14 protein-coding genes are annotated in these 15,752 nt (G+C 70.1%); 5 read left to right on the forward strand and 9 right to left on the reverse strand.

Annotated elements, in window-relative coordinates:
• The first annotated feature begins 165 nt into the window (after positions 1-165).
• From C8271_RS03390 to C8271_RS03400, 3 genes are all read left to right on the forward strand, one after another.
• Complete coding sequence (locus C8271_RS03390; RefSeq protein ID WP_106506119.1) at positions 166-2,373, forward strand: prolyl oligopeptidase family serine peptidase; 2,208 nt, start codon at positions 166-168, stop codon at positions 2,371-2,373.
• Entirely contained in the window at positions 2,370-3,710 is a 1,341-nt protein-coding gene (locus tag C8271_RS03395) for an alpha/beta hydrolase (RefSeq protein WP_106506120.1), read from the forward strand. The genes C8271_RS03390 and C8271_RS03395 overlap by 4 nt, the downstream gene beginning before the upstream one ends.
• Positions 3,711-3,905: 195 nt before the next feature.
• Complete coding sequence (locus C8271_RS03400; protein ID WP_106506121.1) at positions 3,906-4,700, forward strand: hypothetical protein; 795 nt, start codon at positions 3,906-3,908, stop codon at positions 4,698-4,700.
• A gap of 133 nt (positions 4,701-4,833) precedes the next feature.
• Here C8271_RS03400 and C8271_RS03405 read toward each other — a convergent pair whose 3' ends face one another.
• Entirely contained in the window at positions 4,834-6,246 is a 1,413-nt protein-coding gene (locus tag C8271_RS03405) for a DUF2079 domain-containing protein (RefSeq protein WP_106506122.1), read from the reverse strand.
• A gap of 66 nt (positions 6,247-6,312) precedes the next feature.
• Here C8271_RS03405 and C8271_RS03410 point away from each other — a divergent pair, with 66 nt between their 5' ends.
• Positions 6,313-7,266, forward strand: coding sequence for a hypothetical protein (locus C8271_RS03410; RefSeq protein ID WP_138774511.1), 954 nt, complete (start codon positions 6,313-6,315; stop codon positions 7,264-7,266).
• Here the strand turns inward: C8271_RS03410 and msrA are convergent.
• The 8 genes from msrA to C8271_RS03450 are packed head-to-tail and all read right to left on the reverse strand — an operon-like array spanning position 7,241 to position 14,356.
• Positions 7,241-7,933 (reverse strand): peptide-methionine (S)-S-oxide reductase MsrA, encoded by a 693-nt coding sequence (gene msrA, locus C8271_RS03415; RefSeq protein ID WP_106507848.1) that lies wholly within the window; start codon positions 7,931-7,933, stop codon positions 7,241-7,243. The genes C8271_RS03410 and msrA overlap by 26 nt on opposite strands.
• Before the next feature lie 22 nt (positions 7,934-7,955).
• Entirely contained in the window at positions 7,956-8,513 is a 558-nt protein-coding gene (locus C8271_RS13820; protein ID WP_170957787.1) for a hypothetical protein, read from the reverse strand.
• A complete protein-coding gene (locus C8271_RS03425; RefSeq protein ID WP_106507849.1) occupies positions 8,513-9,877 on the reverse strand; it encodes a DUF58 domain-containing protein in 1,365 nt (454 codons plus the stop codon). Before C8271_RS03425 ends, C8271_RS13820 begins: the two co-directional genes overlap by 1 nt.
• Positions 9,877-10,899, reverse strand: coding sequence for an AAA family ATPase (locus C8271_RS03430; RefSeq protein ID WP_170957788.1), 1,023 nt, complete (start codon positions 10,897-10,899; stop codon positions 9,877-9,879). Before C8271_RS03430 ends, C8271_RS03425 begins: the two co-directional genes overlap by 1 nt.
• Positions 10,896-11,402 carry a hypothetical protein gene (locus tag C8271_RS03435; RefSeq protein WP_106506125.1) on the reverse strand — a complete coding sequence of 169 codons (507 nt, stop codon included), beginning with the start codon at positions 11,400-11,402 and terminating at the stop codon, positions 10,896-10,898. The genes C8271_RS03430 and C8271_RS03435 overlap by 4 nt, the downstream gene beginning before the upstream one ends.
• Positions 11,399-12,112, reverse strand: coding sequence for a DUF4129 domain-containing protein (locus tag C8271_RS03440; protein WP_106506126.1), 714 nt, complete (start codon positions 12,110-12,112; stop codon positions 11,399-11,401). The genes C8271_RS03435 and C8271_RS03440 overlap by 4 nt, the downstream gene beginning before the upstream one ends.
• A complete protein-coding gene (locus C8271_RS03445; protein ID WP_245920832.1) occupies positions 12,109-13,365 on the reverse strand; it encodes a class I SAM-dependent methyltransferase in 1,257 nt (418 codons plus the stop codon). The genes C8271_RS03440 and C8271_RS03445 overlap by 4 nt, the downstream gene beginning before the upstream one ends.
• Positions 13,358-14,356, reverse strand: coding sequence for an NADP-dependent oxidoreductase (locus C8271_RS03450; RefSeq protein ID WP_106506128.1), 999 nt, complete (start codon positions 14,354-14,356; stop codon positions 13,358-13,360). The genes C8271_RS03445 and C8271_RS03450 overlap by 8 nt, the downstream gene beginning before the upstream one ends.
• 97 nt (positions 14,357-14,453) lie before the next feature.
• On the opposite strand from C8271_RS03450, the gene C8271_RS03455 reads away from it, so the two are divergent.
• On the forward strand, positions 14,454-15,701 hold the full coding sequence (locus C8271_RS03455; RefSeq protein ID WP_245920835.1) for a molybdopterin molybdotransferase MoeA: 1,248 nt from the start codon (positions 14,454-14,456) through the stop codon (positions 15,699-15,701).
• Positions 15,702-15,752: the final 51 nt, after the last annotated feature.

Genomic DNA, 15,752 nt, shown 5'->3' on the forward strand with positions numbered 1-15,752 from the left:
GCGGACCTCACACCCGTCGCTGTTCAGTAGGCTGGAGCGCATGACCTCGCCGGATGGGTACCAGCGCGCCACAGTCGTCGCACGTGCCACGTCCGCTGACTCTCGACCGGGTGGCGCCTGGCGGATGCGCCATGACCACCTCGAAGGACCTGAAGGAGCACAGAGATGACCGACGCCGCCCTGCCCGCGCCCGACGGCAGCACCGACCCGCACCAGTGGCTCGAAGACGTCACCGGTGAGGATGCGCTTGCCTGGGTGCGCGAACGCAATGCCCGTGCCGAGCAGGAGCTCGACGGCGTACCGGACCCGCGCAGTGCCGACGGCGCCTCCCTTGCAGGGGTGCTGCAGGAGGAGATCTGCCAGATTCTCGATGCCGCCGATCGCATTCCAGCGGTCACCAAGCGCGGAGATCTGCTCTACAACGTCTGGACCGACGCCGAGCATCCGCGCGGCCTGTGGCGACGCACCACCCTGGAGTCCTATCGCACCGACGACCCCGAGTGGGAGGTGCTGCTTGACCTCGACGCCCTGGATGCCGACGAAGGGGAGAACTGGGTGTGGCATGGCGCCTCCCTGCTGCGCCCGGCCGAGGGCGAGCCCTACCGCAGGGCGCTGGTAAATCTCTCGCGCGGCGGCTCCGACGCCGACGTCACCCGTGAATTCGACCTCGAGACGAAACAGTTCGTGACCCCGCTCGACGAGGGCGGAGACGGCTTCTCCCGCCCCGAGTCCAAAGGCAGCGTGGCCTGGCTGGATGCGGACACCGTGCTTGTCGCCACGGACTTCGGTGATGGCACCATGAGCTCCTCCGGCTACCCCCGCCAGGTGCGGATCTGGCGGCGCGGCCAGCAGCTCGCCGATGCCGAACTCGTCTTCGAGGCTGATGTCAACGACATGTCCGTGTTCGTCGGACACGAGTCCACCCCCGGGTACGAGCGTGACTGGATCATCCAGATGCACGCCTTCTACGACGCAAGCTTCCACCTGCTGGACCGCACCCAGAATCCGCCCGCAGTTGTCACCATCGATGTGCCGCGCGACCTCGAAGTTAACGCGCACCGCGACCTCGCCGTGTTCACCCCGCGCAGTGACTGGACGGTGGGGGAGCGAACCTTCCCCGGCGGTTCCTTCGTCGTGGGCGACTTTGACGCCTACCTGCGTGGCGAGACCGACTCGCTGAGCTGCCTGTTCGAGCCGACGCCGAACAGCTCGCTCGAGAACGCGACGCTCACTCGCAACACCGTCGTCCTCACCATCCTCGAGGACGTTGTGCATCGTCTGGAGGTGCACACTCGTCAGGCCGACGGCACGTGGCGAGGCCGCGACCTGTTCCCCGACCTGGAGGGATCGCTCGTCGTCGCCGCCGTGGACGGAGACGAGACTGACGAGCTGTGGCTGACCGTCACCAGCTTCATCGAGCCGACCCGACTGCTGCTCGCCGACCTTGTGCCCTGTGTGGCCGGGGCCGACGGGGCAGTGGCGGAGGGCGGCCCCGACGGGGCAGCGGCAGCCGGAACGGACCCGGCAGCCCCCGAGGTCATCAAATCCGCCCCCGCACGCTTTGACGCCGACGGCCTGCAGGTCACCCAACACTTCGCGACCAGCGACGACGGCACCCGGATCCCGTACTTCGAGATCGGCCGCGCCGACCGGCCCGAGGGTGAGCCGTCGCCCACCCTGCTGTACGGCTACGGCGGCTTCGAGATCTCCGTGACTCCCGCATACCTGGGCGTCGTGGGCAAAGCGTGGGTGGAGCGCGGCGGCACGTACGTGCTCGCGAATATCCGCGGCGGCGGCGAGTATGGCCCCCGCTGGCATCAGGCGGCACTCAAGGAGAACCGCCACCGCGCCTACGAAGACTTCTCGAGCGTGGGCCGTGACCTGATCTCGCGCGGCGTGACCGATGCGCAGCATCTTGCCGTGCGCGGTGGCTCCAACGGCGGCCTGCTCACCGGCAACATGCTCACCCAGTATCCCGATCTGTTCGGTGCGGTCATCATTCAGGTGCCGCTGCTGGACATGAAGCGCTACTCGCACCTGCTGGCCGGCTACTCGTGGATGGCCGAATACGGCGACCCCGACACCGCCGACTGGGAGTACATCCGCACCTTCAGCCCGTATCACCTGCTGCGTGAGGGTGTGCAGTACCCGCCCGCCTTCGTGCTCACCTCCACGCGCGATGACCGCGTCCACCCCGGTCATGCCCGCAAATTCACCGCCGCGCTCGAATCGCTCGGCGCGAACGTGCGCTCGTGGGAGAACATCGAGGGTGGTCACGGCGGCGCCGCCACGAATGAGCAGGCGGCCCGCATGAACGCACTCATGTACACGTTCCTGTGGAACACCATCGGGAGTGAGCGCCCCGCATCATGAGCCGCGCTCGCGAGCTGCTGGACCGTGCAGGACAGGATGACCTGCTGCAGATCCGCAATGACCTGATGACGGTCTACCGCGAGATCTCCCGCGAGGACACCCGCCTGTTCCCGCTGCGGTACGCACGGATGACCCCGCGCCCCGGCCAGCGGCGCCCGGATGCCGTGCCCGTGCTCGTGTTGCCCGACGGCCCCGCCGCAGCCTCCGTGCTGCCCTACGATGCGCTGCGGCGTTCCCTCGCAAGCGCTGGCGTGGACGTGCTCATGATGGAGCATCGCGGCGTGGGCCTGTCCCGCCTCGACGCCGCCGGGCACGACCTCCCGGCCCGCTCGATGCAGCTGACGCAGGTGCTGCGTGACATCGTGGCCGTGCTCGACCACGCCCGCGTGACGTCGGCGGCGGTGTACGGCGTGGGCTACGGCGCGTACCTCGCGCAAGCCCTCGCAGCGCTGCACCCCGAGCGCGTGCACGGTCTGGTGCTCGACTCGCCGCTGACATCCGCGGATGACGAGCTGGTCTCGCAGCAGGCGCTGCGCGCCGCGTACTGGGAAGGCACCGTGCCGGGCACCGACACCCTGGCGGCGACCGTGCGACGGCTTGTGGCCGACGGCAGTCTCGACGGCCGACGTGCAGGGCCTGTGCTGCTCGCCGTGCACGAGCACTCCGGCCTCGACGCGGTGCGTGATCTGGTGGACCTGCTCGGGCTCGGGCGCGGTCAGCTCACCTTCGCCAGCGTGCGGCAGGTGCTCGCCCAGGGGTGGCTGCAGTCCACGCCCTATGTCACCGAGCATGATCTGGTGGCGCGGATCCTCCACACTGAGCTCGGCAGTGGGCACCACGCCGACGGGCAGCCGCTGGACGCACTGCAGCTGGCTGGCGAACGCTCCCGCGCTGTGCCGCCTTTCGACGGTGAACCGTGGGACCTGCACGCTCTGTCGAGGCAGATCGCTGCGCCTGTGCTCGTCCTCAGCGGTCGGCGTGACCTGGTCACCCCGCCGAGCATCGCGCATGACCTCGCCGAACGCCTGCCTGCGGCGAGCATCCTCGATGTGCCCGGTACCGGTCACTCGGTGCTCGACACCCACAGCCGCCTCGCCCAGGTGGCCATCCGTTGGGCGAGCGTCGGGGCGCAGCGCGAACTCACCGCACACGCCGCGGAACTGGCGCGGCTGCCGCGTACCCCGCTCACGCAGGCACTTGTGACTGGTGTGCGCCTTGCACTCGCCGCTGAGCGCTACTCGCCGATCCGGTTCTGGGTCGAGGCGGCGCGCAGTCGGCGTCTCCAACAGCTCGCCGCCCCCACGTCACGTCACAGCCGTACCGTGCACGTGCCCTGAACGCGGCCGGGTTCATGACCTGAGCCGTAGGGGCGGTGTCGGCGAGGTCACGCTGTGACCGAACGCATGCCGAAGGCAGGACCTCTGCGGGTTCTCCAGTGCTGGTCAGCGGGGCTAGCCTGGACTTCGCGGACCTGTGTAAGGTTCGGGCCAACGGCATGTCGCCGGGGCACAGCATCGCAGAAGGGGGAGGACGTGCGTCGTCGCGTCACCGGAGTGCGCCTGAGCCAACCGATCACGCAGAACCGTCGTATCGGTGGCATCATCGCCGCTGGCAGCTCGCTTGCGCTGGTGGGGGCGATTGTGGCCCTGGGTCTGACGGGCGTCGGTCCGCTGAGCGGGCTGGCAGGGGAGAGTGACGCAGCGACCCCCGCCGCCGTGACCGCGCCGGCGACACCGCCGAGCGACGCGGAGCCCGCCTCCGCTGAGTCCACGGAGGATGCGGCGAGCGAGGCTGCGACGGCTGACACTGATGCGTCGGCCGAAGCGCCAGCAGCGGATGAGCAGAACCTGAGTGATGCCACGCCTGCCGACGAACAGCCCAGCGCGGACCAGGGCGAGGGTGCGGCCACGCAGCCCGCGCGAATCTCCGGGAGATCCGGAGGTGACCGCGAGGAGTCGACGCGCCGCGAACAGCAGGGCAGGACCCGGAACGGAGCGAATGAGAGGCGTCGTGGATCCTCCGACCACAGGGGTGCCCGCGGCGGATCGTCATCTGACGCTGATAGTGACGGGAGCGACTCCATCGGAAATGAACCATCGACCGCTCCGACGCCTGAGGAACCGCCCAGCACCACGCCGACTGCGGACCCCGCTCCGACCTCCCCGAGCACCGGCGACGAGGGCGGATCCCACACGCCATCGAACCCCGCCCCGAGCACTCCGGGTGATTCCTCCGATGAGCCCGAGGGCCCGGCTAAGCCATCACCCAGCACACCGGATTCCACGGCGGATTCCAGCGAATCCGGTCCTGCAGACACCGCCGACTGACATCCCGCGGGCTCATCGTGCACCCCGCGGCCGTATCGCGCGACCGAGGCAGTATCTGTTCCGGGCCGCAGCCGGCCTCGATGCGCGCTGGGTGCCGAGCCGGTGACCCGTTGGGTGCCGGCACAGGCAGCTGTCAGTCCGCGCGGCAGACCGTTGTGAAGCCGCCATCGTCGACGACCACGCGGACGGGGACCTGCCACTGATCCGCTGCCCACTGGGCCGGATCCTCCGGGGGCTGACCGCCCCAGGAGAACGCGTACCGATCGATGATCGCGCAGTCCGGCACACGCGCATTCCCGCCGTGCAGCCACTGCACATCATGGTCAGGCACAGCCTTCGCCAGCAGCGTGATCTCGGTGGCGAGCACAGCCCCGTCCGGCACCGCCTCGAGCGCCCGCTCCGCGGGCGCTGCGCGCCAAGTCAGATCCCATTTCTGCGGACGCGCCAGATCCAGCAGCGGGATCCGGGCCAGTGGCACCAGGGTCACGGCGACCATCGCCGTGATGGCGACCAGGCGTGTCCACCGGGACGCGACGCGGTCTGTGCGCCGATCTCCGAGCACATCCAGTAGCGCAGCTGCAGCGATCGGCATCAGCACCGCGTTGTAGTGCCAGTACCAGTCCCAGTAGAACTCCACCGACCCCGCGAAGCGCCACGCGAGCGTGGGCAGCATCAACAGGATCAGCGGGGAGCGCGCGCCGATCACTCCCGCGGCCATCACCAGCATCGCAGCGGTAGCCCACTTCACCGGGGGCCACAGCAGGGATGTCGGATCCGCAAGGTTGTCGGTGTAGTCGTACTGCCCTCCTGTGTTCAGCAACGGCAGGATCACGAAGGTAGACAGCACGAACCAGCCCACACCCCAGCAGGCCAGCCCGATCCCCTCACGTCGATACGGCCGGTGCCACAGCGCGATCACGCCGCCCAGCATGGCGACCGTGAGCCCCAGGTCCTCTTTGACCAGGACGAGCGGCGCCGCCCAGAGAACCGCGGCCGCCATTCGCCTCTCTACGAGCGCCACGAGTGAGAAGGCGAGCATCGGCACCGCGAAAGCGATCTCATGGAACTGCACCGCCGCGGCTGACTGCAGGCCGAAGCTCAGCGCGTAGGCCACGCCCACCACCAGGCCGGGCCAGCTGCCAAGGCGCTCCATGGCACAGCGGGCGATCGGCACAGCGCTCAGACCGAACAGCGCCGCCTGCGTCCATAGCAGCGCAAGACCTGAGGGCCAGATCCACCACACCGGGGCGAGCAGCACGAGGATCGGATGGAAATGATCGCCCAGCAGATTCGCGCCGTCACCCTTGATCGGCACGATCGGTGCTCGCAGCTCCCCGTACGCCTTTGCTAGCTGCGTGAAGATCCCTAGATCCCAGGACGGGGCGACCAGGTTCCGCCACTGCTGCCACCCCAGCAGCCCGTACAGCACCATGGCGATCACGCCGATGAGCACGGGCACCGCCATGGGGCGCAATCGAGCGGTCAACGACGGGTGCGCCGGTGACTCAGCAGCAGCCGAATCAGCATCCGTGGCGGCATGTGTCATGACGTCCACGGTAGTAGACGAGGAACGCTGGTCATGGCGGACGTGTGGGGGAAGTACGATCCGCACATGAGCCTACGTCTGCTCCTCACCTCGCCCGCCGTGCGCCTGGGGCGCGCCGCCCGGCTGATCGGGGACGTTCCCCTGAGCTCCCGAGTGCTGCGCGGCACCGCTTTCTCCCTTGCACTGGGGGCGTTCAGCCTGGTGGATCCGCACCGTCTTGACCCGTGGCAGCGCACAGGGCATCGCATGATCTCCGGCGCCCTGGCGGGCGCCGTGGGCGCGGACCTCGCCCGGGAGGACCCGATCGTCGACCCGGTCACCGATAGCGTGCTGCTCGCCGGTGCGGCGCTCGCCCTCGCCGGGCCCGCGGAGGAGCTCGACGGGTGGGCGCAGAAGCGCCTCGGGGAGCTCGGCATCACCCATCCGCGGTGGATCTTCGCTGCCCTCGGCGCCGGCATGACCGCGGCGACCTACGCGCTCGCATCCCGTCAGGTGGAGGACGAGCAGGCCTGGCACGAGCTTGCCCACACGATCACGGACGAGCTTCGCGGCGAGCTCGACCCGCGGCTGCGCGCCGTGATCGAGGCGATGCTCGCGCCCGCCGTCGACGGAGCCGACGGAGCTGATCTGCCCGGCGCAGCCGCGCTCCGTGAGCAGCTGGGGCACGTCAGGCAGCTGGGCGATCGGCCGTTCTTCGACACCATGCTCGTGTTCGAGGATCCGCAGCTTCAGACGCTGCCGCGAGCTGTTCCCCGCCAGCAGACCTGGCCGGTCTCCGCCTGTTTTGACCGCGACGGCCGCGTCTACCGGCTCGAGTTGCTGATCAGCGACGGGTTACTGGCTGCCGTCACTGCCACGACGGACCAGGCGGAGACCCCGGTTGGTTGGGATATGGGGGAGGCGGAGCTGGGCGCGCTTGTCGATGACCCGACGCCACCCGCGGTCGATGAGCTGGAGCTGGTGGTGGAGAGCGAGGATCCCAGCTCACGCGCCGTCACAGGCGGCATGCCACGCCGGTGAAACCGTGGTTGCAGTAGCCCATCGGGTTGCGCGCCAGATACTGCTGATGTTCGGCCTCGGCGGTGTAGTAGACGCCGCAGCCTGCCTCTGCTAGCGGCGCGAGCTCGGTGGTGATCTCCCCGCGGCCCGCCTCGCGCAGCGCTTCCTGGTACGCGGCGGCGGAGGCACGCACGAGCTCACCTTGCGCGGGCGTCGTCCAATACACCGCGGAGCGGTACTCGGTGCCGACGTCATTGCCCTGGCGCATCGCGGTGGTCGGATCGTGCTGCTGCCAGAACTCCTCGAGCAGGCGACGCAGCGTGGGCTCCCCGCCACGGTAGATCACGCGCACCGCCTCGGCATGGCCCGTGCGGGCGGAGAACACCTCGTCGTAGGTGGGATGCGGTGTGAAACCGCCCGCGTATCCCGCGGAGGTCGTGTGCACCCCCGAGACCTGCCACGCGATCCGTTCGATCCCCCAGAAGCAGCCGCCGGCCAGAATGATCTCCTCGGTGTCTTCCGGCCAGGGCGTCGGATTCGCGGGTGCGTCCGGGCCCAGCATGTCGGTGCCCAGCACGAGATGCTCGCGCGCGAGCGGATACGGGTACGCCTCGCGGCCCGGCAGCGCATCAGCCGCCGCAACCATCTGCTTCTTGTGCCCGTACAGGAGGTCCATCATCTGCCACATGGCGGCCACGGTACGCCGCTCGTCAACGCCGACGGGAGGGCACGACGAGCGGGGTGAGCACGACTACGAGCGCCACCAGCGCGATCGTTCCTACCAGCACCATCCATGACGGCATCGTGATCAGGCCGATCCCCAGCACCACCGCGCCCGCCGCGATCGAGGCGACCACCACCGGCACCGCGGCGCGGCCCCACAGTCGCCATGCGGAGCGGCCGACCCGCCCATGCACAGGGACGGTCGCTGCCCATGCCCACGCCATGTGCGCCACCAGGAGCAGCAGCCCGGCTAGGGCGAGCGAGGCAGCGCCCTGCTCGGGCAGCACCGCAGCCAACAGGGCGAGCGCTACGAACAGCACCCAGCCGGCATCGGAGTCGGGGTCCAGGCTCTGCGCCAGCAGCAGGATGAGCACCAGCAGCGACACCGTCGTCTCCACCATCCCCACGAAGGGGCCGCCTGGCACGATCAGCAGCAGAGCGCCGATCACCGCGGCAGCGGCAAGGCCGCGCAGCAGCCACTGGGACCTCGAGATCTCGGTGATCCGCCCGAGCTGTGACGCGATCGCGTCGACAACGGCGTGCATCAGGACCTCCTCATCCGGGGAGCGGACCGCATCTGGGCCAGAGACAGCAGCACCGGGGCGAGCGATCCAGGGCCATCCCACCGGGTGACCGGCACGCCCGCCTCCCGCAGCTCCCGCAGAATGCGCTCACGCTGCAGGCGCCGCAGCGCCCAGGCCTCCGCCCAGTAGCGGCGTGCCCGCGGCGGTTCGTGCGAACGGGCTGAACGCGCAACATGCTCCGGCGATCCGAGCGACGGCGGCAGGGTATCGATCACCACGACATCGCCGCCGAGCGCCAGCAGCGTGGAGACCTGCTCGATTGCCGCTGGTGCCAGTAGCGGCGAGCACACCACCACGAGCGTTCCGGTCCGCACCGAACGCAGCCGACGGGCGGTGGCGGTGCGACCCGTGCTGCCGCGCTTCGCCCGCGACAGCACGTCCACCAGGACGCGTAGCTGCCGCGGCCCCGTTCCCGGACGAACCGGCCCGATCAAGTAGCCCAGGTCGTGCAACGCCACCCGGTCGCCGATGCTCAGATAGTGGCGGGCGACAGCAGTGGTCGCCCGGATCGTGAGGTCCAGGCTCGACGGGGGATGCGTACCGACGCCCGGGGCCGGTGGGATGTCCGCCAGGGTGTCGGTGACGACGAGGACGTCGGTGTCCTGCTCCGTGTAGGTCGCATTCGTGTGCATTCGGCCCGTGCGGTTGGTGACCCGCCAGTTGATCCGGGCCAGACGATCGCCGGGGCGGAACTCGCGCACGTCAGCGAGCGCCGTCCCGTCGCCGCGGCGTGAGGACAGGTGTACGCCGCTGATCCCGATCGGCGTGGGCACCGCTGTGGTGGCCTCCAGCACGGATGCCGCGGGGATCACCTGCAGCGCGGCGGCTGCCAGCTCTGTCTGGGCGCGGTGGGCGGCCAGCGGATCCAGCACCATCACGTGCATCGGCCCCACCTCGAGCCGCCCCCACCGGTGGGCGAGCAGGGAGAACCGCGTCTGCCCGTCGGCGCACAGCGAGCCGTGCGGCGGGTTGAGGTCTGCCGCCGGGGACAGCGGCAGCGTCACGCTTGTGAGCAACCCCGAGACGGTGGTCACCTCGATCGCCGCCCCGGACCCCTCGGTGAGGGAGCGGGCGCTCGTGCGCACCAGCGGGCCGGGCACCCCGTGGTCCTGGTGGGTGGCTGTGTGGCGCGCACGGGCGATCGCCGCCCAGGCCAGCAGCGGCACCGCAAGAAGCAGCAGGGCCGGCCGGCCAGCCAGCAGCGCGAGCAGCGCCACCGAGCAGCCAGCGACGACGGCGCGGGTGAGCGCCGGAGTGGGACGTGGCTGAAGCGGGGCGGCGCTGCGGCTGAGCGGCACCAGGTCCAGAGTGTCGGTGCGGCGCATCACGGGCGGTGGGGCGTCTCAGCGGTCGCCGCGGTGTCATCGGCCGGGCGGGCTGCCGGCACGGGGACGTCGGCCAGCACGGAGTCGATGATGGTGCTGCCCGTGATCGACTGCAGCCACAGCTCAGGCCGCACCGTGACACGGTGATCCAGCGCCGGATGGGCCAGATCCTTCACATCCTCCGGGATCACATAGTCGCGGCCGCGGATCACCGCGAGCGCTCGCGCACACGTGACCAGGGCCAGAGTGCCGCGCGGCGAGGCGCCCACGAGCGCATGCGCATGCGACCGCGTGGCCGCGACGAGCGAGACCGCATAGGCGCCCACGGCATCGTCAATGTGGACATCCTCGACAGCGCCCTGCGCCCCCATCAGCCCGGCAGGGTCGGTGACCTGCGGCACCGACTGCTCCTCGGTGCGTCGACCGATGCGGCGGGCGACCACCTCCCACTCCTGCTCCGCGGTGGGATACCCGAAGGAGAGCCGCAGCAGGAAGCGGTCCAACTGGGCCTCCGGCAGAGGATAGGTGCCCTCATGCTCCACCGGATTGGCGGTGGCGAGCACGTGGAAAGGACGTGGCAGCGGGCGCGTGGTGCCCTCCACCGTGACCTGTTTCTCCTGCATCGCCTCGAGCAGGGCCGACTGGGTCTTCGGCGGGGTGCGGTTGATCTCGTCGGCCAGCAGCAGACCGGTGAACACCGGCCCGGGGCGGAAGGTGAAGTCACCGGTGCGCTGGTCGAACACCTCGGAGCCGGTGATGTCTGCGGGCAGCAGATCCGGGGTGAACTGCGCGCGGGTGAAGGGCAGCCCCAGCGCCTGCGCGAAGGATCGCGCGGCCAGGGTCTTGCCGAGGCCCGGCATGTCCTCCAGCAGCACGTGGCCGCCCGCGAGGATGCCGGCGAGCACCAGCTCGAGCGCCGGGCGTTTGCCCACCACAGCCTGTTCGACGGCGTCCAGCACCGCGCTGCTGAGCGTCGAGGCCTCCGGGATGGTCATCGCCTGCGGGGTGGGCTCGGTGGTCATCGGTCCTCCTGAGGTGGTGCGGAGAGTTCTCTCAGATAGCGGTGCAGGGTGCGCTGGTCGATGGCGCCGATCTCTGGAGCGTCCGGATCGGTCGAGCGAGCGTCACGAATGAGGCGGGCCAGGGGAGCGCTCAGCGGTGCGGCGCCCTCGCGATGCTCCCGGTCATCAGCGATATCGCCGAGCACCTGGCCGAGTGCCCGCCCGGTCATGCGTCGGTGCGGCTGGGCGCCGTCGATCATGTCTTCCAATCGGCGCACGGCCAGGTCATCGCCGTGCGGCGGGGTATCGGTCACATCGGTCTGCAGCGATGGTGTGCCGAGGGCGTCGTCGCGATCCGTCGGCGCGGAGGCGAGCCACACGATCGTGGCCAGCGCCAGGGCGATGCTCACCGGGATCACCGGATCGAGCACCAGGGCGAAGCGGGAGAGGACCACCACGATGAACGCAACAGCCAAGCTCAGGATCAGCGCCCACCGCAGCAGGACGCGCAGCTCATGGATCATCGCGTCGCCTCCTGCCGCAGCTCGCGGATCTGGGTGGTGAGATCCTCGAGCAGTTCACGCCCCTGGTCGAGGTCCGCGTCCGTGAGCGGGTTCGCGTCGAACAGGGCACGGCGGTACAGATCCGCGAAACGCCCAATGGTGTCGGTATCCAGCGCGAGGCCGCCCAGCACCGTGACCACGTACTCGCGGGTGGTCTGCGACTCTGTGCGACGCACACCGGTTTCGGCGATCATCGCCTCCAGAGTCTGCCAACTCGTGACCACGGCGTCACGCACATCCATCCCGGTCTCAAGCCGCTCCCGCGCAGCGGTGAGAGCCTCCTCCGCCTCCTGGGCGCTGAGCTGCGCCTCCGCATCCACCTCCGGGGCCGACGGGGTGGTGCGCGTGCGCAGCTGGGCGGCGCGCCGCAGGATCCAGACGATAAGCAGCAGGAGGCCTGCGGCGCCGCCCACCATCAGCAGCGTCATGATCGACGCACTCAGGGTGGTCTGCTTCAACTGCTCGGGCTCCGGCTGATCCGAGGGGACCAGGTCTGGCTCCATAGAGACTTCCGGTTCCTTCTGCAGCGGTTCGAACTGTGCTGAGCCTTCGGCCGGGGTCGCCAGCACCACGCGGTGCTCGGCGCCGCTGCCCAGAGCCACGATCGAAACAAGCGCCAGCACCGCGGCCAGCAGAGCGGCGGCGCGTCCACGCGGTGTCAGGTCGTTCATGCGGCTCCCTTCGCGTCATGCGGCTGCGCCACGATCACTACCTGCTCTCCCGCGGCACGGGTGAGGATCAGTGTCGCGGAACCATCGCCGAAACGACGTGGACGCAGTTTCCGGCGCAGCTCCTCCGGTTCTACGGCGGTGCCGCGTTTCTTGATCTCCAGCACGCCGATGCGGTGGTGGCGCAGATAGGAGGTGAGGGCTTTGAGGGAGAACGGCATCACGTCGTGAACAGCGAAGCCGCGCGCAAACGGGGTCGCGACGAGTTCCTCACCGGTGAGGTAGGCGATCGTTGGATCCACGGTGCGGGCATGCAGCTGAGTGGCCAGGGCAGCGAGCAGCCCGGCGCGCAGCACCGCGCCGTCGGGCTCGTAGAGGTGCGCCCCGATCGCGCCGACGGGTACGTCATCGGGGGCCGGGTCTGTGGCGCTGCGGCTCAGCTGGTGCGTGCCGGCGCGGTCGATCACGAGGGCGGAGGTGAGGATTCCGGGCTCGGCGAGTGGACCGAACCAGCTGGTGGCCTCGAGCACCTGCCCGTGCCACGACGTCCATTGCGTTTCGGTGCGCTCCGGCAGTGCGGCTCTGTCGATCGCGGGGGAGAGCTTCACACCGAGAGGGCCGTCTGCGCCATCGGACCCGAGTCGGGAGGCCAGTGCGGTGACGAAGGACAGTGGTGGCTCGTACGCCTCCGGGTCGTGCACGCGGCGAGCTCGGGCCCCGTCGCGCCGCACCCGGCGCCGGGCTGGGTCCAGCCAGATGCCGTCGGTCGCCGACGGATCATGGTCCTCCGCGCTGCCGCACAGCACCCGTGCCGTGGGGAACGGTCGCAGATTCACTGCCGCCACCGCTGCCGTGAGCTCGTCGCGATCCGCCGCCTGCACTCGAAGGCCGCGGCTCGCCAGAGCCATGGCATCACCCCCGATGCCACAGCCCAGATCGGCGACGGAGGTGAGACCGACGCGGCGAAAACGCTCCGCGTGTTGCGTGGCGATCTCCTGGCGGGTGGACTGCTCCAGCCCATCCTCGGTGAACAGCATGGCGCAGGCGCGCTCCCCGAATTTCTCGCGTGCCCGAGCCCGCAGTCGTGCCTGCGTCAGCACGGCAGCGACCGTCGCCGGGTCGTGCCCCTCGGCGCGCAGGCGCTCGCCGATACTCAGCGCCCGGGACTCGTCGTACTCCCCGAGGCCCTGCAGCAGCGCCCAGCCCTCCGGTTGCAGCACCGGGAGGACGGAGCGGGCTCGCGCGTCATCACTCACCGCGTCCCCCGCGTAGATCCACCACGATCTTCCCGCGCGTATGGCCCTCATGAAGCCGCCGCTGGCCCTCAGCGATCGACGCCAGCGGCAGCACCTCGCTGACCTCCACATCGCAGTGCCCGCTGCGCTGCAAAGCCACGAGGCGATCGAGCCGTTCCCGGCCCGAGACGATCCGCGGGATGCGTGCATCCACCCCGCGTTCTCGGGCCGGTGCGAGATCCGCGAGCGAGGGCAGCACAACGATCCGCCCGCCCTCGGCGAGCACATCGAAGCTCGGCTCGAACGTTGTGAAGTAGTGAGTGTCCAGCACGAGATCCACCCCCCGGCCCCCGGTGGCCTGCTGGATCGTCTGGCGCCAGTCGACCTGGTCATAGGGGATCGGTTCCGCGCCAAGCGCACGGATCCGCTCCGCGTTCTGCGCTCGGCCCGTGGCCCAGACGCGACGCGCCCCTTTCTGCAGGGCGATCTGCACCAGCAGCTGACCGACCCCGCCGCTGCCGCCGTGAATCAGCACATCGGCGCCCGCCTGCAGCTCACCGGCATCCTCGATCGCGGCCAGTGCCGTGAGCCCCGCGAGTGCGAGGCCTGCGTACTGGGGCAGCTGATCGGGCAGTGCCTCAAGCGGCACCGGCGCCACGTCATCAGCAGCGATCGCCACGAGGTCTGCCGCGGTGCCGCGGGCATCCTCCAGGTTCCGCATGCCGAACACGACCGTGCCGGGAGCAACACCGCGTGCGGCCAGCTCGCACTCATCCAGCCCCTCACCGCCACCGAGAACCGTGCCCACGAGCTCCCGGCCCGTACCCGCGGGCAGCTGCAGGTGGCGGGCCCGTCCCGAGGAGCCATCCCGGATCTTCCCGTCCAGGGGGTTCAAGCCGATCATCTCTACGCGCACAAGCAGTTCCCCGGGACCCGGCACCGACTCGGGGGCGTCCTCGTGCAGAGTGAGCACCTCGGGGCCGCCGAATTCCTCGTACCTGATCTCGCGCATGGTCCCCATCATGCCCCGCTGAGCGACAATGGGCGGCGACTGTGGACACGAATCGTGGATCGAGCGGATCGATCGACGAGATCGAGCAGGAGGATGCGTGAGGTCCGATCCCCATCGTGGCGCCCTGGGTGTCGATGCCTGGCGGGCAGCGCTCGGCACCGAGCAGACGGTGCGCCGACGCCCTGATGCGACGGATCTGCTGGCGGCGCCGGAGCAGGCCGTCGGCCGGATCCTCGCCGATGACGTGCAGGCCCCGGAGGACGTGCCCGCAATGCCGCTCGCCGCGATGGATGGCTTCGCCGTGCGCCGCAGCGACCTCGATGCCAGCGGCACGACACGCCTGCCGGTCACCGCCGACCTTGCCGCGCAGCCCGGCCAGCCGTCACCCCTGCAGCCCGGCAGCGCCGCCCGCATCATGACCGGCGCCCCGGTTCCTGCCGGTGCGGATGCCGTGATCGAGGTGGAGGCCACCGACGCTGATCCTGTTGGCCCCTGTCCGCACGAGGTCACTATTCGCCTGGACCAGCTCCCGGCCCTGGGACGGCACGTGCGCGGCATCGGAGAGGAAGTCGCCAGCGGCCAGACGATGGCGTGTGCGGGGGAGCGCGTCACGGCCGGTCTGGTGGGGCTCGCGCTGCAGCTGGGACTCACCACACTGCCCGTTCTCGCAGCGCCGCGCGTGGGCGTGGTGGTGACCGGGGATGAGCTCGCCGCTCCCGGTGAGCAGATCCGCGCCGGCACGGTGCGCGAGTCCAACGGCGCTATGCTCGCGGCCGCCCTGAGCTGTGCGGGCGCCGTCACGCGTATCGAACGCTGCGGGGATGATCCTGCTGCTCTGCGTGCCCTGCTGGAGGAACTCGCCGAACAGAGCGACCTCGTGCTCACCACGGGCGGTATCGGCTACGGAGCCTACGACGTGGTCAAGGCGGCTCTCGGCCCAAGGGGCACGGGCACGAGCACCTTCGAACACCTCGCCTTGCGCCCCGGCGGCCCGCAGGGACGCGGGCACCTCAGCGGTGGCGTGCCTGTCGTGCACCTGCCCGGCACCCCCGTCGGGGCGTACGTCGGATTCCACCTGTTCGTCCGGCCACTGCTGGACCCGTCCGCCCCCCAGATCCTGCCGGCGGCGGCGCCACTGAACAGCGTCGCCCCGCGGAGCCGCCGCCACGGCACCCTGGTGCGTGCCGCACGCACGGTGCCTGGAGAGCACGACGATCAGGGGCGGCCGCTGCTCGAGATCCTGCCCGGGCATCGGCTCGCGCCGTATGGGCGAGCGGATGCGCTCCTGCTCACCGATATCGGTGACGACGGCGTGGAGCACACCCGGATGCTGTCGCTGCGCTGAGCGCCGACGGCGCGTGGCGAGGACAGAGTGCCGACGGGTCGCGGCGAGGAC

Origin of the sequence: Brachybacterium timonense (genome assembly GCF_900258505.1) — a bacterium.
GTDB classification, from domain to species: domain Bacteria; phylum Actinomycetota; class Actinomycetes; order Actinomycetales; family Dermabacteraceae; genus Brachybacterium; species Brachybacterium timonense.

Coding starts and splice junctions, on each gene's coding strand:
- C8271_RS03435 (WP_106506125.1), bottom strand. CDS start 11,402: ATGATCCATGAGCTGCGCGTCCTGCTGCGGTGGGCGCTGATCCTGAGC.
- C8271_RS03440 (WP_106506126.1), bottom strand. CDS start 12,112: ATGAACGACCTGACACCGCGTGGACGCGCCGCCGCTCTGCTGGCCGCG.
- C8271_RS03430 (WP_170957788.1), bottom strand. CDS start 10,899: ATGACCACCGAGCCCACCCCGCAGGCGATGACCATCCCGGAGGCCTCG.
- C8271_RS03395 (WP_106506120.1), top strand. CDS start 2,370: ATGAGCCGCGCTCGCGAGCTGCTGGACCGTGCAGGACAGGATGACCTG.
- C8271_RS03450 (WP_106506128.1), bottom strand. CDS start 14,356: ATGCGCGAGATCAGGTACGAGGAATTCGGCGGCCCCGAGGTGCTCACT.
- C8271_RS13820 (WP_170957787.1), bottom strand. CDS start 8,513: ATGCACGCCGTTGTCGACGCGATCGCGTCACAGCTCGGGCGGATCACC.
- C8271_RS03425 (WP_106507849.1), bottom strand. CDS start 9,877: ATGCGCCGCACCGACACTCTGGACCTGGTGCCGCTCAGCCGCAGCGCC.
- C8271_RS03405 (WP_106506122.1), bottom strand. CDS start 6,246: ATGACACATGCCGCCACGGATGCTGATTCGGCTGCTGCTGAGTCACCG.
- C8271_RS03390 (WP_106506119.1), top strand. CDS start 166: ATGACCGACGCCGCCCTGCCCGCGCCCGACGGCAGCACCGACCCGCAC.
- C8271_RS03410 (WP_138774511.1), top strand. CDS start 6,313: ATGAGCCTACGTCTGCTCCTCACCTCGCCCGCCGTGCGCCTGGGGCGC.
- msrA (WP_106507848.1), bottom strand. CDS start 7,933: ATGTGGCAGATGATGGACCTCCTGTACGGGCACAAGAAGCAGATGGTT.